Below are 24,493 nucleotides of genomic sequence, written 5' to 3'. Positions count from 1 at the left end.
ACTTATATTATTAAACCGAATTTGTAAACAATAGTTTTTGTTTTACTATTATCTGTATCATGCTAAATGTGTAATAATAAGTATAACCGTATTTAGAAAATTCGGTTATAAAAAAACGGCATAGAATATACTCTATGCCGTTTAGCTTATTATAAGTGATGATATCTTGAAAATAAAAAATTAATTTATTTCGTTACTTCATCGATTAGATAGAATATAGACTTAAAGTTTACTCCTCCATATTCTGTTAGGCCAATTTCACAAGTTCTACTTGTTGAAAAACCATCGTTACAATCTTTTATCAATTGTTCTTTGAGATGTCTATTTCCGTGCTTGTTTAATTCAGGAAGTGTAAACCCTCTATCTCCGGCAAATCCACAACAATTACTATCGATGTAATTTACTTTTTCAGCACACATCTTTGTTAATTCTAATAACTTAGCTTCAAGTCCCACTTTTTTTACTGAACACACAGGGAATACATTAATTTGCTTTCTTGGTGTTTTAATTGGCAAATGTGGCATAACGAAATCTAACATAAATTCTATCGGATCGTACATTTTTAGTTTACCTCCTTGATGTGCTTCGTGGAAAGTATAGAAACAAGGGCTCATATCGAATAGTACAGGATACTTGCCGTCTTCTGTTGCTTTGAGTAAAGCCAGTTCTAATTCAGAAGATTTTGTATGTCCTTCTTCTTTCATTCCTTTGCTACTAAATGGCATACCACAGCACATATTATTTACATTTTCGGGATAAATAATAGTATAGCCAGCGCGTTTTAATAGTTCTTCTGTTTTTGCAGTTAGATCTACATCGGATTTAGGGTAATCCTGAGATTTTCCCATTGTTCTGTTGATACAAGATGGGAAGTAAACAACTTTTCGGTCTTGTCCTGGATTGATTGTCGATTCTGTTATTTTGTGTTTATTGCCTTTAGGCATAGCCACATTCCATTGCGGAATTTTGTTTGCAGATATTTTGCGCATTCCACTGGATACGCTTGTCATGATCTTGTTACCTAAGATATTCTGGAACACGCCAACCGTGTTTAGTGCTTTTCTACCCATAGCAGTTACGCGATCCATATTTTCTACAAAATACTCCGCATTCTTTCTATCTTTTTCAGTGATTTCGCTATGACGAATATCTTTAATATACTTTCCTGTATCAATTTTTACGGGGCAAGCTAAGGCACACAATCCGTCTGTCGCACAAGTTTCATCAGCATAGTAATGTGCACTGTTTACTAAATTCTCAAGTTCTTCTGTATTTTTACCCAAATTCTTTAATCTGGCAATCTCTCTACCAACTACGATACGTTGTCTTGGAGACAGAGTCAAGCCTTCAGATACACAGTGTGATTCACAGAATCCACATTCGATACACTTGTCCACAATCTCATTCGTAGCAGGAGAAGCTTTAAAGTTCTCTAAGTGTACATGAGGATTTGCGTTGATAATAACACCAGGGTTGACTAAGCTGTGTGGGTCAAAGATAGCTTTGACTTTTAGCATAATGTCATACGCCTGCTCACCCCATTCCTTTTCTACGAATGGCGCCATATTACGACCAGTACCATGCTCTGCTTTTAGAGACCCATCGAAGCGGTCTACGACTATCTCTACCAAGTCGTCCATTAGCTTCGCATAGCGATCTATTTCTTCTTGTGTAGAAAAGTCCTGAGAAAATACTAAGTGTAAATTTCCTTCTAAGGCATGTCCAAATAAGACAGCATCGTCGTATTTTAACTCCGCGAACAACTTCTTCATAGCGATGCAGGCATCTGCCAATTTCTCTACAGGGAATGCTACGTCTTCGATGATACAAGTAGTACCTGTTTCTCTCAAAGCTCCAGTTGTTGGTAATAGACCATTTCTGGCTTTCCAATTAAAGGCATATTGTTGAGGTTCTGAAGTGAACTCAAAAGGTTTATAAGTAGGAGTAGGCGTGATGGCCTCTCTAATTTGTTGTTGTTTAATAGCCATGTCTTCTGCATTCTCAGCTTGTGCTTCTACAAGTAGGATACAGGCTGTATCTGGCAGTGTTTTAAAGTATTCAGGAGCCAATGGCTCGTCTTCTATAGACTTGATACTGTTTCTGTCTAACAATTCTACGGCGGCTACAGGACTCTTTTTAAGATACGGAACAGCTTGACACGCTTTTTCTATAGTCTCAAATATCATCAGTGTACAAGCCTTGTGCTTGAAGTTTACGACTGTATTATAAGTAATATCAGAGATGAAAGCAAGAGTTCCCTCAGATCCTATCATAATGTGTTTGATGATTTCGTAAGGATCGTGGTAATCAATAAAAGCGTTAAGGCTATAACCTGTAGTGTTTTTGATTTTAAACTTTCGTTCTATTCTTTCGTATAATGTGCGGTCTGTATGAATAGCATCTCTAAGGCGTTCGATTTCTTGGATAATTTCGGGATGCTTCAGTGCAAACTCTTTTTTACTTTCTTCACTGGAAGTATTTAATACCGTACCATCGTATAGTACGATGGTGATATCAGCAATGGTGTTGTAAGAGTTCTGAGACGTACCACAGCACATCCCACTGGCATTGTTAGCTGCGATACCTCCGATCATAGCAGCATTGATAGAACCAGGATCTGGTCCGATTTTACGGCCATAAGGAGCCAAAATAATATTAGCTCTACCACCGATAATACCTGGTTGAAACTTAGCTTGTAAGCCGTTATTTAAAATTTCGTAATTTTTCCACTTATGTGTTGCTACCATCAGTACAGAGTCTGTTACAGCCTGTCCTGATAGACTCGTTCCCGCTGCGCGATAAGTTACTGGAACATGACACGCTGTTGCTGTTTTTAGTGTAGCGACAGCCTCCTCGTGATTGTGAACTTGAACAACTATCTTGGGAACTAATTTGTAAAAACTTGCATCTGTACCATAAGCTAACAATTGTATAGGATTAGTGATAATCCTATCTGCTTCAATGTAGTTAGCTAATTCGTCTTTAAATTTCTGATATTCTAATGGTAACATATTTTGTGATTTTATAAGCGTACAATTTACAAAACATCTAAAAAAGATAAGAGAGAAGAGCTTTGTTTATACTCGGTATAAATAAGTTGCTTGAAGAGATAGAGTTTATTGGTCGCAGACTGTAGTTAAAACTATGCACTTTAGTGCATTTAGCTTTCAGCTTCTAAAAATGTTTACCTTTGATATATGGAATATCAACGAACCGGAGGACATAGTGTATCACGTTTAACCGCCCATATAGTATGGGTGACTAAATATCGTTATCCAGTATTGGAAGGAGATATTCAGATACGTTGTCGTAGTCTGATCATTCAGATTTGTGAAGCAGAAGATATTCAAATTTTAAAAGGTGTAGTATCAAAGGATCATGTTCATCTTCATATAGAATATCGACCATCTCAAAACATAAGTAATATTGTCAAACTCTTCAAGGGTCGTACCTCAAGGAAACTCCAAATAGAATTTCCTGAGTTGAAGCACAGATACTGGGGACGTCACTTTTGGGCAATAGGCTTTGGTTGTTGGAGTACAGGAAATATTACTGATGAAATGCTAAATCAATATCTTGAACACCATCGTAAACCAAATGATAACGGAGGTAACTTTATACTTGAGTAAGTAGCTCCACCCAGGCAGACTTTAGTCTGCTTTAACAAACTATGGACTTTCAGTCCATAGTGGTTTATTCTTGAAACCTGTTTTATAAGATAATTATCTGACTAAAAATCTAACTAAAACAGAATTGACCTTGAATAGGTTTGATTAAGTGATTCTTTTTGGATGCGTTTAGTAGGGAGTTTTAAGGTGGTTTCTAGGGGGATGCTTGCACCTTTCTTCGAGAAAAAGGCCTTCTGGGCAAGAAAACCCCAAGAAAACCCCAAGAAAACCCCAAGAAAACCCCAAGAAACCTCCAAGGAAGTGCAAGGAAAATACGATATGGTTTGTATAGAGTGCTTATTAAAGCTTAGTGAAGAGAGGAGATGTGTAAACTGTTTTATCCTATATGGTTAGGTATGTGAATAACTGTTAGGTTATCTATCCACGTCTAAATTGGGGTAAATCAAAAAGTTGAGATTATGAAGGTTGATTGAAAGTTTTGTTAGTAGTAAATGTAGATTTAGAAAAGTGTTGGCAAGCGGTTTATAGGTTTTATAGATTTAGTTATGCTTTATTGTTGGAGTTTGCTATTATACTCAAATTAAACAGTTATAGATTACAAGCTATGATTTACTGTATTAAAATAGAAAAAGCCTATTTAAATCATTTAAATAGGCTTTTCTATTTTAGAGAAGAGTATTATATTACAGCATAGGTGTAAAGATACCTGCATTTTCAATTAAATCATATTCTACTTGATAAAGAGGTTGTGTATACTTCTCTCGATCTTCTTTCTTAGTTAAGTCGTTTTTTCCTGCATATTTTCTAACATGTACTCCTTTTTTTACAAATGGATCTCTTACCTCCACAGCATCTTGAGATATCTGAGGACGATGATCATTAAAATAAATTGTCCCCCCTTTAAAGAATCTAAATGTTACTGTTACTCTATTTTGATCATCGTGTTCAGGTCTGTGTTCTGGCCAATACCAAGAAGCTCTAGTTTGGAATTGAAATTCTCGATTGTTTTTAAGTTAATATGTCTTTAGTAAGTGTATTCATATGTAATAAAGCATATTCGGTTCTTGTTGAACCCTTATGAGTTCCAGAACTATATAAGAAAGGAACTTTCTTATTAGGGGCTGCGTTAGTACTGGCAGAACGAGACTCTACGTATTCAATATCGTATAATCTCTTTTTTCGATAACCAACAAATTGATCATCTACTTCTTCGTTTCCTGTTCCTCTAAGTTCAGAAGAAATGCAAATATGTATGTACTGGTTATTACTCCAATTAGGATCACCATCTTCCGCATAAACACTTAATAGGATATAATCAAAATCAGGCAAACGTACAAACTCTGAGTTTTGTCTAACTGTTATGGTACCTGTAAGATTATGGTCATCAACATGGGCCACTGTAATCTGTCCATCTACGTTTCCTTCCTCTTTAGCAGTACCTAATTGGAAGATTAGCTTTCCATCTTCCAATTTCGGTGGTATATCCCAATTAAAAACATCTTTAGAGTAACTCAATATTTCCCATTTCTCTTGTCCTCCATAAACAGACACAGCGTTCTTAGAGGTAACTAAACCATCCTCTGGACCTACACCAACTTTTAAAAGAGGACTATTAATCACTAACTCAAGGTTGGCTACTTGTAGTTCGGTAGCTCTATCAGGGTTGTTTTTTAAGGTAAAGGTATATGTCTTATTCCCAAAAACTGTATTTGAACGATTAAAGGTCATCGTTGTCGTATTTCCACTCGAGCTTGAGGTCATGGTAGAAGAATCTTCTAAACCAGACACTGTTTCGTCCCATTGAAGTCCTGGTTCACTTGGCGTTATTTCGGCTGTCCCACTAGTTTTGTTTTTAGTTAAATAGACGGTCTTTGGATAGATATTTATGGTGCGAGGAATTAAACCTAAACCACTCCACTTACGGCCATTCCAATGATAAACTCCATTACCATCTCCATTAAAGAGATTGTCGTTAGTATTAAATACTATTAGTCCCGAATGGGCAGAATCTAATTCGGTTTTGTCATATCCAGTCGAAAACATAGGATATAGGTTGTTTACATCCGTTAAGAAAACCCTTGGAAGTAACAATCCTTTATTGGCATTTTCTAAATCAGTTTGATTTGTCTCTAAGTTTTGTAATTGTAATATTGATCCTGGTGCAGGTATGCCCGGCTCGCCTATGATGACCTGTCCGCTGACAGTATCTATAGATAAGAAAAGGCTTAATAGCACTAATATTGCAGTATATTTTTTTTTCATAGTATTGATTTGTATTTTATACATGCCAGTATAAGAACAGCATGTATGTATGCTTACTAAGTTTAATTCCGTGAATTGGTTACATTAGATTAGAAGCGAAAACTCTATATCGGTGTTTTCTCTTGACTAACGTGAGTTCGATATAAGAAAAAGCAAAAAAAAGCTATAAAAAAAGAGATAGGATTAGTATATTTAAGGTTCTGAATCACAAATATTTAACTAAAACTATCTCTATGTTATCTACAGACAAAATTACTGAAATTTATTATGAAGTCGATGAATTTTTTAAAGCATATTCAAATGTTTTGCAATCTCATAGTATTGAATCAGATAGTACAAAGAAAAAACGTAATCGAAAGTCAACACTTAATGCAAGTGAAGTAATGACTATTTTGATTTTATTTCATGATAGTGGTTTTAGATGTTTAAAACATTATTATATTGATTATGTAAAAGTTCATATGCAAAAGGAATTTCCTAAAACTGTTTCTTATAATCGCTTTGTAGAACTACAAAAAACGGTTATTGTACCTTTAGGAATCTTCTTAAAATCTAATAGATTAGGCAAATGTACAGGAGTTTCATTTATAGATTCTACTCCTTTAAGAGTGTCACACATTAAAAGAGAAAAGCAGCATAAAACATTTAAGAATATAGCAACAAAAGGTCAGTGTTCTATTGGTTGGTTTATGGGGTTTAAACTTCATTTAATTATAAATGATAAAGGTGAAATACTTGATTTCTTATTAACTCCAGCCAATGTTGATGATAGAAAACCTTTAAAAGAATTGAATTTTCATAAACGTATTTTTGGTAAACTCTTTGGAGATAAAGGATATATCAGTAAAGATCTTTTTGAACAAATGTTCGTTGATGGAGTACATTTAGTTACTAAAATCAAAAAAAACATGAAGAACTCAATGATGCTACTTGCCGATAAAATACATTTAAAGAAAAGAGCACTTATTGAAACTGTAAATGATGAATTAAAGAATATGTGTCAAGTAGAACATACAAGACACAGATCCTTTAATAATTTTATAGCAAATATGTTAGCTGCTTTGATTACATATTCATACTTCCCGAAAAAGCCTTCTATTAATAATATTAACGACATTATTGATCAAAATAGACTAATAGCTTAAGTCGAACTCACGTTGACTAAGGTATTTGCCCAAAGTGAATAGTAATCTAATTTACTCCTTCCATCGGTAAGAATAATCCCGCTTTTTCCACGAAGTCATACTCTATTTCATACAGTGGCTGCGTTAAACGATCTCTAACAGCAGGGTCAGTTACATCCTCTTCACCAGATGCCTTTCGAACGTTTATGTCTTTTTTGGAGAATTGATCTACGAGAATTCCTCCTACAATTTTAGGGAAATCTTGATCTTCATCCCAAACTAACCTACCTCCTTTGTAGAATGTGTAACTTACTGTAGCTTTATTTAGTGAGTCGTCCGTAGCATTTGGTGTTGGCCAAAACCAAGCAGCTCTACTCTGGAACTTGAATTCTCTATTGTGTTCAGATGTTAAAATTTCGTTAGCCAATAAAGACATGTTTAATACAGCATATTTGGGAAGACTATAACTTTCTCTGTGTCGAGAGGTACTTAAGAACTCCACTTTTTTAGAAGGTTGTTTATTTGTATTTGCGTAGCGTTCCATTATAATAACAGGTTCGTTTAAATCGGGATGTTCTTGTTGGTATCCTACGAATTGATAGTCAACTTCTGGATGTCCTGTGCCGCGAACTTCACTCGTTAAACACAATAAAACATATTGAGGATTCATACCTCCATCTTGAGCATAGAGTTCAGCTACAATATAATCGAAATCCGGTAGTCTTTTGAACTCAGAGTTTTGTCTAACAGTAATTTTTCCAGTTAAGGATTTGTCGTCTATATGCGCTACTATAATTTCGCCTTCTATGTTTCCTGCCATCTTAGCCTCACCTAGTTGAAAAGTTAACTTTCCATCTTCTAGTTTCGGAGGTATATCCCAGTTAAAAACGTCTTTAGAATAACTAATTACTTCCCATTTTTCTTGTCCTCCATGAGCTGTAACAGCGTTGCTTGATTGTACAATTCCATTTTTATCTCCTACACCAACTTTAAAAAGAGGAGTGTTAATCACTAACTCAAGGTTGGCAACTTGCAGTTCGGTAGCTCTATCAGGGTTGTTTTTTAAGGTAAAGGTATATGTCTTATTCCCAAAAACTGTATTTGAGCGATTAAAGGTCATCTTCTTTATATCTCCATTTGAATCAAGAGTCATAGTAGAAGAGTCCTCTATACCAGACACTGTTTCTTCCCATTGAAGACCTGGTATACTTGGAGCTATTTCGGCTGTCCCAGTAAGTTTGTTTTTAGATAAGTATACTATTTTTGGTGAGACATTAATGGAACGAGGAGTTAACCCTATACCATTCCACTTCTTACCACTCCAACTGTAAACACCTTTTCCGTCCCCATTAAAGTGGTCCTCATTAACGTTAAAAACAAGTAAGCCTGCATGAGCAAGATCTTGTTCTGTTTTATCATACCCTGGTGCGAACATAGGGTAAAGATTGTTTATATCGGTAAGCTTAACTCGAGGTAATAGCAATCCCTTGTTTGCGTTGATTAAGTTCGTAGCGTTTGACTCGAGATTCTGTAGTTGTAATATAGAGCCTGGCATCGGTACTCCCGATTCTCCCATAGTAACCTGCCCCACAGAAACATCTATTCTGAAGAAGAGAATTAATAGGAGAAAGGTAATCAAGTATTTATTTTTCATAGCAAAAGTTTTCTTTGTTTTTTAATGTTATTACAGCAGAATAACATGATACACTTTTTAATTATAGATTAAGATCTAGATTGGTCCACTTAGATCCGTCCCAAACGTAAATTCCGATACCTTTTCCGTTAACTAAGTTTTCATTGACATTAAAAACGAGTAACCCTATATGTATTGGATCTAATACACTTTTGTTATACCCTGTTGCAAACATTGGGTATAGGTTGTTTATGTCTGTCAGACTAACACGTGGTAATAACAGTCCTTTATTGGAATTAGTTAAGTCGTTTGGTTGATCAGGTAAGTTCTGAATTTGTAATAGTGTACCTTGCTTTGGTAACACTTTTTCTCCAATGACTATTTGTGAAAATGACGTATATGAATACAGAACAAAACACAAAAGTAAGAAGGGGATATAATATTTGTTTTTCATAAAATTTTATTTTTATTTTTTAATAAATATACGTATTTAATAATTTTAATAGTAATTAATGTATGTTTTTTAAATAAGTTATGTTAAAATTGTTTGTTTTTTTAATATTATTTAACATGTGCTGCTCTGTTTATTAAGGAGGGACTAAAGAGGAGGAAAGTTCTATGGACTTAGATATTATAGTAGTTTTAGTTTAAGTAAGATTATAGAAGGAAGGATTTTATAGTGGAAAGATAGCTTGTATAATGTTTATTGAAAGTTGTTATATAAAAGTGAAAATGTGGATTTGTTTCCTTATTCAGATGTGCAAAGGAGATGTAAAGACAGAAGTGAAGTTAGTCATATAGTGTTTTCTTAGTAAATCACTTATTTTTTTCGGAAAGTGAGGTTGTTTTTAACTTAGTAAGGAGGGATGAAAAACAAAAAAATAGCTATATGAAATTAAAGGTTAAAAGACTACCTTTGCACCAAATTACACACAACAACACAAAGTACTTTAGCACATGTATAAAAGCATAATAAAGCCTATTCTTTTTAGGTTTGACCCGGAGAAGGTACACCATTTTACTTTTGGTGCTCTTAAATTTTTTAATGCCATTCCAGGTATATCCGCGCTGATTCGCGCCAATTGTCAGGTTAATGATCCTCGATTAGAACGAGAAGTTTTTGGACTAAAGTTTAAGAATCCTGTGGGACTTGCAGCGGGATTAGATAAAGATGCGAAATTGTATAGTGAGTTAGAGAATTTTGGTTTTGGTTTTATTGAAATAGGAACGTTGACTCCCAAAGGGCAACCTGGAAATCCTACTAAGCGATTATTTCGACTAAAAGAGGATGGAGGTCTGATTAATAGGATGGGATTTAATAACGGAGGGATAGAAGAGGCAATAGAACGTCTAAAGAAGAACAAAGGAACGCTGATAGGAGGGAACATTGGTAAGAATAAAGTGACCCCAAATGAACAAGCAAATGAAGATTATGAGATCTGTTTTGAGGCGTTGTTTCCTTATGTAGATTATTTTGTTGTGAATGTGAGTTCTCCTAATACACCTAATTTACGTGCCTTACAGGATAAAGAACCACTGAAGGCACTACTTCATGGCTTACAAGTTAAAAATAATCAGAAAGAGGCTCCTAAGCCTATTTTATTAAAAATAGCACCAGACTTAACAGATGATCAGTTATTAGACATTATAGAGATTGTCACAGAAACAAAAATAGCTGGAGTAATTGCAACAAATACGACTATTGGAAGAGAGAATCTAAAGTCTGTAAACCAATCAGAAACAGGTGGTCTAAGTGGAAAGCCTTTGACTAAACGAAGTACTGAGGTTATCCGCTTTTTATCAGAAAAGAGCAATCGCGCTTTTCCTATTATAGGAGTAGGAGGGATTCACTCGGCTGAGGATGCTATAGAAAAATTAGAAGCAGGTGCAAGTCTGATTCAATTGTATACTGGTTTTATTTATGAGGGACCAAGTTTGATCAAGAAAATCAATAAAAAAATATTATCGCAATCATAACAAACTAAATACATCAAAAACAAACTATGTCAACAGAAGTTCTTTATACTTTTTTTATAACTTGTTTTTTATTGATAATTACGCCTGGACCAGACTTACTTTATGTTGTTTCTCAAAGTATCACAAGGGGGAAGAAATACGGTTATGCTGTAGTTATTGGTCAAATGGGAGGATTATTATTTCATTTATCTCTATTTGCCTTTGGAGTTTCAGCTTTGATTATTAATTCAGCTTTTGCTTTAAAAGCAGTTAAGATATTTGGAGCTCTTTATTTATTTTGGTTGTCTTATAAGGTGTACCAAGAAGAAAATGTTATTACGATAGATGATAGCCCTACAACTAAGAGTGATAAGAGTTTTATGGGGTTTGTGAGAAAGGGGTTATTTATGAATATTCTTAACCCAAAGGTCATGATGTTCTTTTTAGCTCTATTTCCAGGATTTATTAGTGAAGCTGCTGGAAATATAAAGCAACAGGTATTTGTACTGGGGAGCGTATTTATAACAGAGGCATTAGTTATCTTTTTGATCATTTGTACGATTGCTGCTCAGTTGACAGAGTTTATGAAGAACAACAAGATTATAAATGTCTTTTTGAAATGGTTACAAATTATAATTTTCTCGGGATTAGGAGTTTTTCTACTTGTGAGTTAGTTTTGAAAATAATAAAAAAGAGGCTCGTTATTCTAAATAACGAGCCTCTTTTTTATTTATCTATTTCAAATTCAGTTAACTAATGAAGTAAATTATTTGTATTCAATTTCAAATAATTCATTTTGTGAATTATCAAGTTTTCATCTATATTTGAAACACTATGAAACCAAAAGTAAAAATAATAGAATGTCCTCGTGATGCCATGCAAGGTATCAAGATGTTTATTCCGACTGAGAAAAAAGCACAATATATTCAAGCTCTTCTTAGAGTTGGATACGATACGATTGATTTTGGAAGCTTTGTTTCGCCTAAAGCGATTCCACAGATGCAAGATACTGCGGAATTATTAGGTCAATTGGATTTGAGTAGGACACAGAGTAAGCTTTTGGCTATCATAGCAAATACAAGAGGTGCTGAACAAGCAGCTCAATTCAATGAAATACAGTATTTAGGTTTTCCGTTTTCTATTTCGGAGAACTTTCAGATGCGAAATACGCATAAGACAATAGCAGAATCTATTGTGACTTTAGATGAGATATTAAATGTAGCGACCAAGAGCAATAAAGAAGTAGTAGCTTACTTGTCTATGGGATTTGGAAATCCTTATGGAGATCCGTGGAATGTAGAGATTGTTGGAGAATGGACAGAAAGATTGGCAAAGATGGGAGTGAAAATACTCTCTTTATCTGATACTGTAGGGAGCTCAACTCCAGAGGTGATAGATTATTTGTTTAGTAATTTGATTAAAGCATATCCTGATATTGAATTTGGAGCTCACTTACACACGACCTTAGATTCATGGTATGAGAAGGTAGATGCTGCTTATAAGGCAGGATGTTTGCGTTTTGACGGAGCAATTAAAGGATATGGAGGATGTCCAATGGCAAAAGATGATTTGACAGGGAATATGCCTACAGAGCGATTGCTAAGTTATTTTACAGCTAATAAGGTAGATACGAATTTGAGTGCTATGTCATTTGAGAGCGCTTACAACGAAGCGTTAAAAATATTTAATTTTTACCATTAAGTTTTTTAGTTTAATCAAAAAAAGCTAAATTCGCGTGCAATTCAATTACAATTGCACATGAAAGCACACACAACTAAAATCATCGGTCAAGGTTTAACTTACGATGACGTATTATTAGTTCCCAACTATTCTGAAGTATTACCTCGCGAGGTAAGTTTAAAATCAAAATTTTCAAGAAACATTACTTTAAACGTTCCTGTAGTGTCTGCGGCTATGGATACTGTAACGGAAAGTGAAATGGCTATCGCTATGGCTCGTGAAGGAGGAATCGGAGTGATTCACAAGAACATGACAGCGGAAGAACAGGCAAAAGAAGTAAGAAAGGTAAAAAGAGCAGAGTCTGGTATGATTATCGATCCTGTAACCCTTCCTATGTCTGCTACTGTAGGTGATGCGAAAAAAGCTATGGCTGAATTTGGTATTGGAGGTATTCCAATCGTTGATTCAGAAGGGTATCTAAAGGGAATTATAACTAATAGAGATATGCGTTTCGAGAAACAAAACGAACGCGCTATCACTGAGGTTATGACAAAAGAAAATCTTGTAACTGCAGCAGAAGGGACAACATTGGCTCAAGCAGAAGAAATTCTTCAAGAGAAAAAGATTGAGAAATTACCAGTTGTTAATGCTGATAATAAATTAGTAGGTTTAATCACTTTTAGAGATATCACTAAACTTACTTTAAAGCCTAATGCGAACAAAGATAAGTTTGGTAGACTACGTGTAGCTGCTGCTTTAGGAGTAACTGCTGATGCTGTAGACAGAGCTAAATTGTTGGTACAGGCAGGTGTAGATGCTTTAATCATTGATACGGCTCACGGACACTCACAAGGAGTAGTAGGGGTATTAAAAGAAGTTAAGAAAGCTTTTCCAGAAATAGATGTTGTGGTAGGTAATATTGCGACGCCAGAAGCTGCTTTATTTTTAGTTGAGGCAGGTGCTGATGCTGTGAAAGTGGGAATAGGACCTGGGTCTATTTGTACAACTCGCGTTGTTGCAGGTGTTGGGTTTCCTCAGTTTTCTGCGATTATGGAAGTAGCAGCAGCTCTAAAGGGAACTGGAATTCCTGTTATTGGGGATGGTGGACTTCGCTATACAGGTGATATTCCTAAGGCAATTGGTGCAGGAGCAGACTGTGTAATGTTAGGATCTATGTTGGCAGGTACTAAAGAGTCTCCTGGAGAAACAATTATTTTCGAAGGAAGAAAGTTCAAAGCCTACCGCGGAATGGGATCTGTTGCTGCAATGAAACAAGGTTCTAAAGACAGATATTTCCAAGATGTGGAAGACGATGTAAAAAAACTTGTACCTGAAGGAATCGAAGGTAGAGTGCCTTATAAAGGAGAATTAAACGAGAGTATGTTACAGTTCATAGGAGGTCTAAGAGCAGGGATGGGCTACTGTGGAGCAAAGGATATACCTACCTTGCAAGAGGTAGCGAGATTTGTTCAGTTAACAGCTTCTGGTATTGGAGAGAGTCACCCTCACAATATCACGATTACTAAATCTGCACCTAACTATTCTAGATAATAATTAGTTTACAGTTGATGGTTCACTGTTAACAGTAGAAATAATAAAATAACAAAAGGCTATTTCGAGAGAAATAGCCTTTTGTTATTTTATATAAGTTCTGCTTACCTCATGACGTAAGCGCAGAGTCATAATTCTTAATTAAAAATTATGCTTTTACAGCATCAACTAAACGTCTGATTTTAATATTTAATACCACATAAGTAAGAGATACAAATGGGGAAATGATATTAAAGAATGCATAAGGCGCATAAGTCATTGTATCAATACCTAATACCCCTGAGTGATAAGCTCCACAGGTATTCCATGGAATTAGCACCGATGTCACTGTCCCTGAATCTTCTAAAGTTCTACTTAAGTTCTCAGGTGCAAGTCCTTTATCTTTATAAGCTTTAGAGAACATTTTTCCAGGGATTACTAATGATAGGTATTGCTCAGAAGCAGTTAGGTTTACCACTACACAGCTTGTCATTGTACTTGCGAATAGCCCAAAAACTGACTTAGCTATACTTAATAATGTTTGTGTTATTTTCTTTAAAGCTCCGATAGCTTCCATTGCTCCACCAAAGAACATTGCACAGATAATTAACCATACTGTATTTAACATACTTTTCATTCCTCCTGCTTCAAATAAGCTATTTAAGCTTTCCATGGGAGATAGAATAGCAATATCTGTAGTAATGGCATTCATAATTCCTTTATAGGCTGTAACTGGTGTTAATGTAGTTCCTTCTCCTACAAAGGCTACTATATCTGGCTGGAAGAATAGAGCAAATACAGCACCTAGTAAGGTTCCCAGTAATAAAGCAAGGATTGGTTTCATCTTTTTTAATATTGCTCCAATTACAATCACAGGAACTAAGAATAACCAAGGTGTGATATTGAATGTTTGATCAATGGCTTGCAATGAAGCAGACATATCTATTGTATCAGGTACATCAAGATTAAAGCTGATGATGATAAATATAATTAGTGTTACTACATAGGTAGGGATAGTGGTGAACATCATGTACCTTATATGAGTAAATAAATCTGTACCAGCCATAGCAGATGCTAAATTAGTAGTGTCTGATAGGGGAGATAATTTATCTCCAAAGTATGCTCCTGAGATTACAGCACCTCCAATTAGTGCAAGTTCTATTCCCATTGCATTACCTATACCTACTAGTGCAATACCTACAGTGGCAGATGTGGTCCAAGAGCTACCAGTTGCTAAGGCAATAATGGAACAGATAATCACTGTTGCAGGGAGAAAGATATGTGGCTCGAGGATTTGTAATCCATAGTATATCATCGTAGGGATAATACCACTTAATAACCAAGTACCCGATAAGGCTCCTACCAGCAATAGAATATAGATTGCTCGTGTGGTTTCTCTTACGTTCTTGGTTATTTTTTTGATAATATCTTCGTAATCAACTTTGTTGTATAATCCTACTCCAATTGCTATTAATCCTCCGATTAATAATACAAATTGGTTTGATCCAGCGAGAGCCGAGCTTCCAAAGACAAAAACGTTGATACCTAAGAGAATGATAAGTATTACCATTGGGATTAACGATTGCAGGAGTGTAACTGGTTTTCCCTTGGATTTTTTATGTGATTTCATATATTGTTGTGGGTTATAATTTTTTTCAATATATGAAAATATGTTAAGTAACTTCTTATTTGGAAACGTTAAAATAAGGAATGAGTAGTGTTTGGTCGTTTATGATGAAGAATGTGTATTTTATAGGTGTTTGATTTTTAATGCATTGTGTTGCTAATTGCTTTTGTAGTACATGTTTTTTTGATTGTGTCATTTGTAATTGATTTTGTAAATTGATAAAATGGAATAATAAGAAAGGGGGACTATGCAGTCCCCCTTTTCATTATTTTAATCTTAGAAGAAGTTACTTCTTAAGGTATTTTACTGTTAAAATGCCATAAGCATTTTTCATTTTATCCATACTTAAGTCCATTCTATAGCTAAGTGTCATTGTAGTCTTGGTAACATTTACTATTGTTCTATCGTGGTATTTTTCATTGTCAAGCACGATTGTTGTCTTGTTAATTAGTTCACCTTCAACAATAGTTTCTTTATTAGATTTTGCAATATCTTTTAATGTTGCCTTATTACCTTCAATGATGAATGTTTCTTCTTTAGTCGGATCTTCTCCAAAAGGGATTTTATCATATGTGTATTCCACACCTTCAGGACTTGCGTGAAAAGGCTTTCCATTTTCATCAAAAGCAGCATAAGTCAATGTAGAAGATTCCCAAGTACCTTCTGGTGATTCCATTTCAGATCTTACAGGTGTGTTGTCATCACTCGAACAAGCTGTAAAAGCGATTGAAGTACTTACAAATAGTACTAAAGCCATTATTTTCTTCATGTAAATTGAATTTGTTATTAATTTATATTGTTGATAGAGTATGTCTTAAAAGCCTTTTACGCTTTTATTATAGATTTTATCTTTGTCTTCTTTAGAAAGGTCTTTTCTGTATTGGAATAATGCCGCTTCCCAATCTCCATAACCAGTATTTGGTAATACGATGAATTTTTTACCAAACTGCTCTCTATTGTTTTTTACATTTTCAATGCGTTCAGCTTGTGGTTTTTTATCCCAAAGAGTTGAGAAGTCAGATAAGTTATCACCTAAAAGCATTACGATCTCATGTGTTTCACTTAACTTTTGACGTCTTGTTTCTTTACTTGACTCAGCAGTTCTAACGATTACGTGTTCTTCATCTGCAAAAGGGTAATTGTATTTCACCAAGTTTTTCATTGTACCTGGTTTGTCATTTTGATTTCTATTTGTAATATAGAAAATCTCAACTCCTTTTGAAGCAGCATAGTTAAAGAATTCTTGACTACCTAATAAAGGAATAGCCACCCCTTTAGAAGTCCAATCAGTCCAAGTTGTTTGGTCATAAGATTTTCCTTCACGAGCAGTTTTTACAGCATAAGGAGAGTTGTCTAAGAAAGTTTCATCAATATCTGTTACAATAGCAATAGGTTTGTCGTGATTCTCTTGTAAAATTAAATCTAATTGTAAGGTAGCAATGTTAAATGCTTGTGCGCAAAGAGCTTGATATTCAGCAGCATTTTGTTGAAAAACAGCAGCATATAATTTTCCATTTACTTCGATGTTGTTTAGTACATTGTCGTTTGTAGCTACAACTGATTGAGGAACTGATTTACAAGCTGTTAATGTTGCGAATGCTAGTCCTGCGATTAGGAAAGATCTTTTAAGCATAATTCTATGTTTTAACTGTTATAAGTATACAAAATTACAACTTTATATTTGATTAGAGCTATTCTGTTTGATATAGAACTTTTTAGTATAAGTATATAAAGATAAAAGCCATCTATTAATCATAGATGGCTTTTATTTTATTGATAATGAATTATTTAATCTCAGCTACTTTCTCGTCAAATAAGTCTGCTACCGACCAATATCTTTCTCCTGTATCATAATTAAACGTCAAAATAGTAGCACCTTTTTCTATTTCTGGTAATTTTTTGGCAATAGCTGCCAATGAAGTTCCCGTTGAAACACCAGCCAAAATACCTTCTTGACTTGCTATTTTGTTGGTGTATTCGTATGCTTCTTCTTTGTCGATTGTAATGATACCATCAAAAAGAGTAGTATTGACTACTTTTGGAATAAATCCAGCTCCAATTCCCTGTAATGGGTGAGGACCAGGCTGACCTCCACTTAAGACAGGAGAGTTAGCAGGCTCTACGGCAAATACCTTCATTTTAGGAAACTTCTCCTTTAATACTTCTGCTACCCCAGTAATATGTCCACCAGTACCAACACCTGTAATCAGATAATCAATTCCTTCAGGGAAATCATTAGCAATTTCTAAAGCTGTAGTGCGTTTGTGAATTTCAGGGTTCGCTAAGTTATTGAATTGCTGAGGTACCCAAGCATTGTCTATTTGTTCTGCCAATTCAGTTGCTTTTGAAACTGATCCTGCTGTACCTAATTCTTTAGGTGTTAAGACAAATTTGGCACCATAAGCAGCCATTAACTTACGTCTTTCTATACTCATTGATTCAGGCATAACTAAGATCAGTTTATACCCTTTTACAGCACAAACCATGGCAAGTCCCACACCTGTATTTCCAGAGGTAGGTTCGATGATTGTGGTATTTTTATTTATCAATCCTTTTTGTTCGGCGTCTTCAATCATAGCTAAAGCGATACGATCTTTTAAGCTTCCACCAGGATTTTGTTTTTCTAGTTTAATCCAAACATTTACATCATTGGGAAACAGTTTGTTGATTTTAATGTGGGGAGTGTTTCCAATCGCCTCCAATACGCTGTTTATTTTCATATTCTATTTTTTTTAGGTTATATTACAAAATTGATAGGTTCTGGGTATATATCTTGGTCTTTAGAATAGCTCTTACTTTTACTGTAGATAATTGAATTAGGTTTAACGCTCTTGGTTAACCAAACGTTACCTCCAATAACAGTATCGTGTCCGATAGTTGTTTCTCCCCCAAGGATAGTTGCCCCAGAATAAATAATGACATTATCTTCGATATAAGGATGTCTACGTGTATTAGCTTTGTCTTTAGATACAGAAATAGCTCCTAAAGTTACTCCTTGGTATATTTTGACATTATTGCCAATAACACATGTTTCTCCAATCACAATGCCAGTTCCATGATCTATACAAAAACTACTGCCTATTGATGCAGCAGGGTGAATGTCAATACCTGTTTTGTTATGAGCATATTCTGTCCAAATACGAGGTAATAACTTAACCTGTTGTCTATGGAGCTGATGTGCAAAGCGATAAATCGCAATAGCATAAAAACCTGGATAAGCTATGTATACTTCTTGTAAGCAAGTAGCAGCTGGGTCGTTATTTAAAATTGCCTGAGCATCTGTTCGAAGAACAAAATAGATACTTGGCAATGCTTCAAAGAAATCACTGGCTATCTTATTAGATTTATCGATATCGTTATTTATATTAAATACAATAGAAATCAGTTCATTCTTTAGGATAGTTAATCGGATATTGATAGCTTGCTCTGAAGTATATTTTTTATCTTCTAATTGAAATAAAAAGTGAAAAAGTGAATCCGTAAATTGTTCAATTCGCTTTTTATCTAAGAAAGATTGAGAACTCTCATTCTGATGTAGTAATTCTTTTATAAAGTTTGTTTGCATTAAAAATTATTGAATTAATCTTTTCTGTTTATGTTACTTGTTGACTTATTCTATATTTAGAATATAAATCAAATATTAATCATGAAGTGTAAAATTAAAAATATAATAAGTGTTATGCGGCTTTTTAACATTCAATAACACAAAAATACCATGAATATGGTAGTTTGTAAAATTCTCATTTTGGAGGTGAATGTCTGATTAGATATCAAGCGGCTTCTATAGTAGCTCTTGTTTTGTTTTGTTTTTAAATTGTTAAAAATAAATAAACAGGTATTATTTGAATAATATAAAATTGATGTGTTTTTATTAAAAAATCAGCAAATACAAGGGGCTTAATAGTTTCGGAGGTTTATTGTAAATGTTTGTCATTGAGATACTTGATGTAGGAGTATCTATTTTGGATAACAATTGTTAAAAAAAGTAAGCTTCTTGTTGAATGTACGTCAAATATTGTACATTTGTCATGACTATTAAATACGAAGGCGAAGTATTATTAGTTCAACACAGTGCAAAATGTGTAGTTTTCAGGAATAGATTTTTTATTTTCAATTTCTTTTGAGCTGGCTACTTATAAGGGATTTGGTTTTGTTGTTTTGTTGTTCTATTTCATGAATTAAAAAACGAATCACATATTTTTGCTAAAAAATTAAAGGTCACTAGTTTTTAAATTAGTGACCTTTTATTTTATATGTAATTTACTTTTTTAGGGTAATATTAGTCAATCCTATATGATTTCAAGTTTCTTCTGTAGTTGTCCATCAAATCGGACTTAGCTATATAACCAATGTATTTTTTGTCTTTTTGGACAATTAAAAAGCTGAGTTTATTAGAGTCAAAGGCATCCATAAAAATCTTTGTGCTATCTTGATAAGACATCACTACTGCTGGTTCAATAAGGTCATTGATTGGGGTGAACTTAGTCTGAAAAGTACTGAAGATAATAGGTCTTACCTTGTCTAACTGAATAATTCCAATAACCTTTTCTTCACTGTCAAGTATGGGAATAAAAGTTTGGTTTGTAGATGAGAAAACAGAAACTATATCACTTGTTTGATGAGCTGTAGTTAAGGTTTTTATATCGTCTTTAATTAGGTTCTGAGGATTAATTGTTGTTAGGATATTGAAATCTTTATCAGACGTAAATACTAAACCACTAGTAGCAATTGACTTAATATCCATAGAGTATTTTTCCATGTGTTTTGAGATTGCAAAACTGATAGAAGATACTATCAGTAAAGGAACCATTAGTCCGTATCCTCCAGTAATCTCTGCAATCAAGAAAATTGCAGTTAGCGGAGCGTGAAATAAGCCACTAATTACTGCAGCCATTCCAACTACTGTAAAGTTTTGAATCGGAATATCTTTCATCCCCATCATTACTAAAAGTTTTGATAAAGCAAAACCCAAATAAGATCCAACAAATAGTGATGGAGCAAAGTTTCCTCCATTACCACCACTCCCCATAGTTAAACCTACGGCAAAAGTTTTGACTAATGCAGCACCAGCTACAAATAGTAATAAAACCCATTCGCTACTGCTAAAGCCGCTTAATAAGGTATTGTTTAGGATATCTTGTGGTGTATCACTTGTTAGTATTTTAATACTGTTGTATCCTTCTCCAAAAAGAGTTGGAAAAAGAAAAATAAGGCAAGCTAATAAACAAGCGCCAAATAAGGCCCTCCTATAGATGTGATTACTCCACTTCGAGATATACTTTTCTGTTTTTCTAAACATTCTCGCATGATACACACAGAAAAAGCCTGATAATATACCTAATAGAACATAATAGAATGTGTTTCCTGTATCAAAGACTAATTGGTTTTTGAAAGAAAGTAAAATGTCTTCTTTTATGATTAAGTTCGAAACAATTGTTCCAGTTGCAGAAGCAATCATAATAGGAATAAAAGCAGTAACTGATAAATCTACGATGATGATTTCAATTGCAAATAATACACCAGCAATTGGAGCATTAAATGCCGCTGATATCCCAGCAGCTACTCCACAGGCAAGTAATAGTGTTCTATCTTTGTAATTTAGCTTGTAGTTTTGAGCATAGTTTGAACCAAATGCTGCTCCAGTGATGGCAATAGGGGATTCTAATCCTAATGAACCACCCATACCTACAGTAAGTGAACTGGTAATTATCTGAGAATACATTTGCTTACGTGGCATTATTCCCGATTTTTTTGCTACAGCTATCATAATCTGGTAAGTCCCTTTCTCTATACTACCATTCAAGAATTTCTTGATGACAAATACAGTTAGTAATATCCCGATAATAGGTAAAATACTATTTGTATAAGGCAGGTGTGAAATATTGTCAATATAGGTCGCAAATTCAAGTACTGTGTGAGCAAAGTATTTTAGTATTATCACTGCAATAGCTGAAGAAGCTCCTACAATAACACAAGATAAATACATAAACTGTCTTTCAGAAAGTATAGACTTTAAAAAGAATAAAATGCCTTCGGCATATTTAAAACTTTGGTGTAAATAATACTTTATGCGACGCTTGTTGATTAGTTTCATAATGCAAAAATAATTCAAAAATCAAACTATTATCAAAAAAGATACTAAAAATAAAAGAATATCCTAAGTAAGTAGAGGGTTATTATTTTGTTGTGAGATTTACTTGAATGGCGTATTCTGTAATATGTTGCTGTAGTTCTTCAAAAAAAGCAGTAAACTGTTGTTGAAAAATGTCATAGTTATCCACTAATTCTTCAGTAGCATAGCTCATTTGTGATATTCCTTTTGTCCTTCTGTCCATCTGAGTCAAAATATACTTTAAACCGTCAATTGTCTTATATTTTAAAAGCCAATTTTCTCTGATCATAATTGGTAAGAAATTTTGTACTCGAGTTGGTAGTACATCGAAATTCTGTTCTAATAATTGGTAGAAATCATTTGCGTAAGTTTCTAAAGGAGTAGTGTGATATACATCCCAGTTTAAAGCTAAGAAGTGATCGTAATACATATCGATAAGCACTGCTGCATAGTGATTGTATCTCGGAACTACAATTCGCTTGCTCGTTCTCCATATCGGATGAAAATCTGTAAATTCATCAATCTCTCTGTGAAGTAGTATTCCCTTTTGAATTGGGATAGGGTAATCTAAATAAGATTTACCTCTAACACTATCAGCTATAAAATTACCTATTTTTAAAAAATCATTATCAAGTGATAAATATATATGCGCTAAAAAATTCATAAGTGCTTTTTTATACAAACAAGAAGGCTTTTAAAGAGTAATAAAAGAGGTCTTTTTTGTTATTTATTCTATCTTTGCGGTAAACAAAAATAGGAAACTTATGACTTTAATAAAATCTATTTCTGGTATTAGAGGTACAATAGGAGGAAAAGTTGGTGATAATTTAACGCCAATCGATGCAGTTAAGTTTGCCTCAGCGTATGGAACGTTTTTAAAGAAGAATTCAAATAAAGAAAAATTAACTGTTGTTATTGGTAGAGATGCTCGAATCTCTGGACCAATGATTCACAATTTGGTGACACATACATTGATTGGACTTGGAATTGATGTAATTGATTTGGGACTTTCTACAACGCCTACAGTAGAAGTAGCAGTACCTTTAGAAAAGGCTGATGGAGGTATTATCCTAACAGCTTCTCATAATCCTAAACAGTGGAATGCACTGAAGTTATTGAATGCAAAAGGTGAATTTTTGAATGGTGAAGAGGGTGCTTTAATCATTGAATTAGCAGAGAAAGAAACTTATGACTTTGCAGATGTAGATAGTTTAGGAACAATTACTCCAAAAGAGGGGTATATGGATATCCACATTGATGAAGTGTTGAAATTGAAATTAGTCGATGTTGAGGCGATTAAAAAACGCAAGTTTAAAGTTGTAGTAGACGCTGTTAATTCGTCAGGAGGAATTATTGTTCCTGCACTTTTAGAAAGATTAGGTGTTGAAGTAGTAAAGTTATATTGCGAACCAAATGGACATTTTCCTCATAACCCTGAACCATTAAAAGAGCACTTAACTGATATTTGTGAATTAGTAAAGAAAGAGAAAGCAGATTTCGGTGTTGTTGTTGATCCAGATGTAGATAGATTAGCTTTTATTTCTAATGATGGAGAAATGTTTGGAGAGGAATATACGCTTGTTGCAGTAGCTGATTATGTGTTAAGTCAAACGCCAGGAAATACAGTTTCAAATTTATCTTCTTCTCGCGCTTTGAGAGATGTGACTAAGGCAAGAGGAGGGCAATATGCCGCTTCAGCAGTAGGTGAAGTAAATGTTGTAGCTTTGATGAAAGAAACAAGTGCAGTGATTGGAGGCGAAGGAAATGGAGGTATTATTTATCCTGAAATTCACTATGGACGTGACTCAATTGTAGGGGTAGCTTTATTTTTAACGCATTTGGCTAAAATGGATAAAACTGTAGCTGAGTTAAGAGCGTCTTACCCATCTTATTTTATGAGTAAAAATAAGATAGAATTAACTCCAAAGTTGAATGTGGATATGATCCTTGAACAAATCGCAGAGAACTATAGTAATCAGGAAATATCAACAGTAGATGGAGTGAAGATTGACTTTCCAACAAGCTGGGTACACTTGAGAAAATCAAATACAGAACCTATTATACGCATTTATACTGAGGCACCAACCCAAGAGGATGCAGATGGATTAGCAATGCGCATGATGGAAGAATTAAAAGTAATAGCAGGGATTTAGTTCCTTTGCTTATAGATACAAAAGAAGGGAATTACAAGTCTGTAATTCCCTTTTTGTATTTCCTAAGTAAGCACTATTCATATTTTCTGAATATTCCCTCTTGAAATGCTGTCCAATAACAGCTTTTCATCTTGGCTTTTTTAAGTCCCTTATTCGCCCATGTATTGCAAGTGTTCAAGAAACTATATTTTCCATTAGCAACATAGAAAGAGTCGTTTTGTCCGTATACTTTATCTGTAACAATTACAATCGGCCTACTGGTATCTTTATCTATCTTAGTTGACGATAAAATGAAGTCGATCAAGTGTTTATACTGTTCCTCTGATATCTTAATTTCTCTTGTATGTTCTCCTATTTGAATGGAGTTATAATATGTGATGTGTATTGCTGTTGAACCTAATCCAAAAGCGGCATTTAAGGCTATTTTTGGTTTGACATTATTCCAATCTTCAACATCGAGAAAGAAACCTTTATCACCCCAGCCTATGGCGATGTAATTTTGGTTGTGATTTTGTCCTTTCGTATCCGTAATTGGATATATCTGATTCCAATCGATTTGCTTTGATTTAATTGGAAAAACATAATCAGTATGCATGCCATTTGTGTGAATATACATTGTTATACTTTTTGTGCCACTTTGTTCTTTATTCACTGTAATGCTTGATAGTAATCTTGCAAATAATAAGTACAATAGGACAATGCAAATGAATCCCATTAAAAAATAGGCGATATACTTTAAACTTAATTTCAGATATTTCATCTTCTTGTTTGTATAGGAGCTAAAAAA

At 34.2% G+C, this 24,493-nt stretch carries 20 protein-coding genes; 7 read left to right on the top strand and 13 right to left on the bottom strand.

Annotation, left to right across the window (positions count from 1 at the left end; genetic code table 11):
* Positions 1-185: 185 nt before the first annotated feature.
* Complete coding sequence (locus tag NWE55_RS01320; RefSeq protein ID WP_258204477.1) at positions 186-3,011, bottom strand: FAD-binding and (Fe-S)-binding domain-containing protein; 2,826 nt, start codon at positions 3,009-3,011, stop codon at positions 186-188.
* Positions 3,012-3,197: 186 nt separating this feature from the next.
* On the opposite strand from NWE55_RS01320, the gene tnpA reads away from it, so the two are divergent.
* Entirely contained in the window at positions 3,198-3,629 is a 432-nt protein-coding gene (tnpA, locus tag NWE55_RS01315; RefSeq protein ID WP_155093506.1) for an IS200/IS605 family transposase, read from the top strand.
* 683 nt (positions 3,630-4,312) lie between these two features.
* On the opposite strand, the gene NWE55_RS01310 is transcribed toward tnpA, so the two are convergent.
* Positions 4,313-4,477 (bottom strand): hypothetical protein, encoded by a 165-nt coding sequence (locus NWE55_RS01310; RefSeq protein ID WP_258204476.1) that lies wholly within the window; start codon positions 4,475-4,477, stop codon positions 4,313-4,315.
* Between the two features lie 160 nt (positions 4,478-4,637).
* A complete protein-coding gene (locus NWE55_RS01305) occupies positions 4,638-5,891 on the bottom strand; it encodes a phage tail-like protein (RefSeq protein ID WP_258204475.1) in 1,254 nt (417 codons plus the stop codon).
* Between the two features lie 233 nt (positions 5,892-6,124).
* Between NWE55_RS01305 and NWE55_RS01300 the strand changes: the two genes are divergently transcribed.
* Positions 6,125-7,036: an IS982 family transposase gene (locus NWE55_RS01300; protein ID WP_155093499.1), complete on the top strand. Its 912-nt coding sequence runs from the start codon at positions 6,125-6,127 to the stop codon at positions 7,034-7,036.
* 46 nt (positions 7,037-7,082) lie between these two features.
* On the opposite strand, the gene NWE55_RS01295 is transcribed toward NWE55_RS01300, so the two are convergent.
* Positions 7,083-8,669 carry a phage tail-like protein gene (locus tag NWE55_RS01295; RefSeq protein WP_258204474.1) on the bottom strand — a complete coding sequence of 529 codons (1,587 nt, stop codon included), beginning with the start codon at positions 8,667-8,669 and terminating at the stop codon, positions 7,083-7,085.
* A 61-nt stretch (positions 8,670-8,730) separates the two neighbouring features.
* On the bottom strand, positions 8,731-9,102 hold the full coding sequence (locus NWE55_RS01290) for a phage tail-like protein (protein ID WP_155092610.1): 372 nt from the start codon (positions 9,100-9,102) through the stop codon (positions 8,731-8,733).
* Between the two features lie 503 nt (positions 9,103-9,605).
* Here NWE55_RS01290 and NWE55_RS01285 point away from each other — a divergent pair.
* From NWE55_RS01285 to guaB, 4 genes are all read left to right on the top strand, one after another.
* Positions 9,606-10,625: a quinone-dependent dihydroorotate dehydrogenase gene (locus NWE55_RS01285; RefSeq protein ID WP_155092609.1), complete on the top strand. Its 1,020-nt coding sequence runs from the start codon at positions 9,606-9,608 to the stop codon at positions 10,623-10,625.
* A gap of 26 nt (positions 10,626-10,651) precedes the next feature.
* The gene (locus NWE55_RS01280) at positions 10,652-11,278 is read left to right on the top strand and encodes a LysE family translocator (protein ID WP_155092608.1); all 627 of its coding nucleotides are present in this window, start codon (positions 10,652-10,654) and stop codon (positions 11,276-11,278) included.
* A 160-nt stretch (positions 11,279-11,438) separates the two neighbouring features.
* Positions 11,439-12,305 (top strand): hydroxymethylglutaryl-CoA lyase, encoded by an 867-nt coding sequence (locus NWE55_RS01275; protein WP_155092607.1) that lies wholly within the window; start codon positions 11,439-11,441, stop codon positions 12,303-12,305.
* 57 nt (positions 12,306-12,362) lie between these two features.
* Entirely contained in the window at positions 12,363-13,835 is a 1,473-nt protein-coding gene (gene guaB, locus NWE55_RS01270) for an IMP dehydrogenase (protein WP_155092606.1), read from the top strand.
* 148 nt (positions 13,836-13,983) lie between these two features.
* On the opposite strand, the gene nhaC is transcribed toward guaB, so the two are convergent.
* The 7 genes from nhaC to NWE55_RS01235 all read right to left on the bottom strand — a co-directional run bounded on the left by nhaC (position 13,984) and on the right by NWE55_RS01235 (position 22,217).
* On the bottom strand, positions 13,984-15,444 hold the full coding sequence (gene nhaC / locus NWE55_RS01265; protein WP_258204473.1) for a Na+/H+ antiporter NhaC: 1,461 nt from the start codon (positions 15,442-15,444) through the stop codon (positions 13,984-13,986).
* A gap of 283 nt (positions 15,445-15,727) precedes the next feature.
* Positions 15,728-16,210, bottom strand: a complete 483-nt coding sequence (locus tag NWE55_RS01260; RefSeq protein ID WP_155092604.1) for a hypothetical protein — start codon at positions 16,208-16,210, stop codon at positions 15,728-15,730.
* A 45-nt stretch (positions 16,211-16,255) separates the two neighbouring features.
* Positions 16,256-17,074, bottom strand: coding sequence for a 5'-nucleotidase, lipoprotein e(P4) family (locus tag NWE55_RS01255; RefSeq protein ID WP_258204472.1), 819 nt, complete (start codon positions 17,072-17,074; stop codon positions 16,256-16,258).
* A gap of 151 nt (positions 17,075-17,225) precedes the next feature.
* On the bottom strand, positions 17,226-18,161 hold the full coding sequence (gene cysK / locus NWE55_RS01250) for a cysteine synthase A (protein WP_155092602.1): 936 nt from the start codon (positions 18,159-18,161) through the stop codon (positions 17,226-17,228).
* Between the two features lie 17 nt (positions 18,162-18,178).
* On the bottom strand, positions 18,179-19,006 hold the full coding sequence (locus tag NWE55_RS01245; RefSeq protein ID WP_155092601.1) for a serine O-acetyltransferase: 828 nt from the start codon (positions 19,004-19,006) through the stop codon (positions 18,179-18,181).
* Between the two features lie 714 nt (positions 19,007-19,720).
* Positions 19,721-21,535, bottom strand: a complete 1,815-nt coding sequence (locus tag NWE55_RS01240; RefSeq protein WP_155092600.1) for a chloride channel protein — start codon at positions 21,533-21,535, stop codon at positions 19,721-19,723.
* An 82-nt stretch (positions 21,536-21,617) separates the two neighbouring features.
* The gene (locus tag NWE55_RS01235) at positions 21,618-22,217 is read right to left on the bottom strand and encodes an acyl carrier protein phosphodiesterase (RefSeq protein WP_155092599.1); all 600 of its coding nucleotides are present in this window, start codon (positions 22,215-22,217) and stop codon (positions 21,618-21,620) included.
* Between the two features lie 100 nt (positions 22,218-22,317).
* Here NWE55_RS01235 and glmM point away from each other — a divergent pair, with 100 nt between their 5' ends.
* On the top strand, positions 22,318-23,706 hold the full coding sequence (glmM, locus tag NWE55_RS01230; protein WP_155092598.1) for a phosphoglucosamine mutase: 1,389 nt from the start codon (positions 22,318-22,320) through the stop codon (positions 23,704-23,706).
* A 73-nt stretch (positions 23,707-23,779) separates the two neighbouring features.
* Here the strand turns inward: glmM and NWE55_RS01225 are convergent, their stop codons facing one another.
* Positions 23,780-24,466 (bottom strand): TIGR02117 family protein, encoded by a 687-nt coding sequence (locus NWE55_RS01225; protein WP_155092597.1) that lies wholly within the window; start codon positions 24,464-24,466, stop codon positions 23,780-23,782.
* Between the last annotated feature and the right edge of the window lie 27 nt (positions 24,467-24,493).

The organism is Myroides albus, from assembly GCF_024722315.1.
Lineage (GTDB): Bacteria > Bacteroidota > Bacteroidia > Flavobacteriales > Flavobacteriaceae > Flavobacterium > Flavobacterium album_A.
The sequence above is the reverse complement of the archived record's forward strand: the minus strand, read 5'-3'. Positions and strand labels throughout refer to the sequence as shown.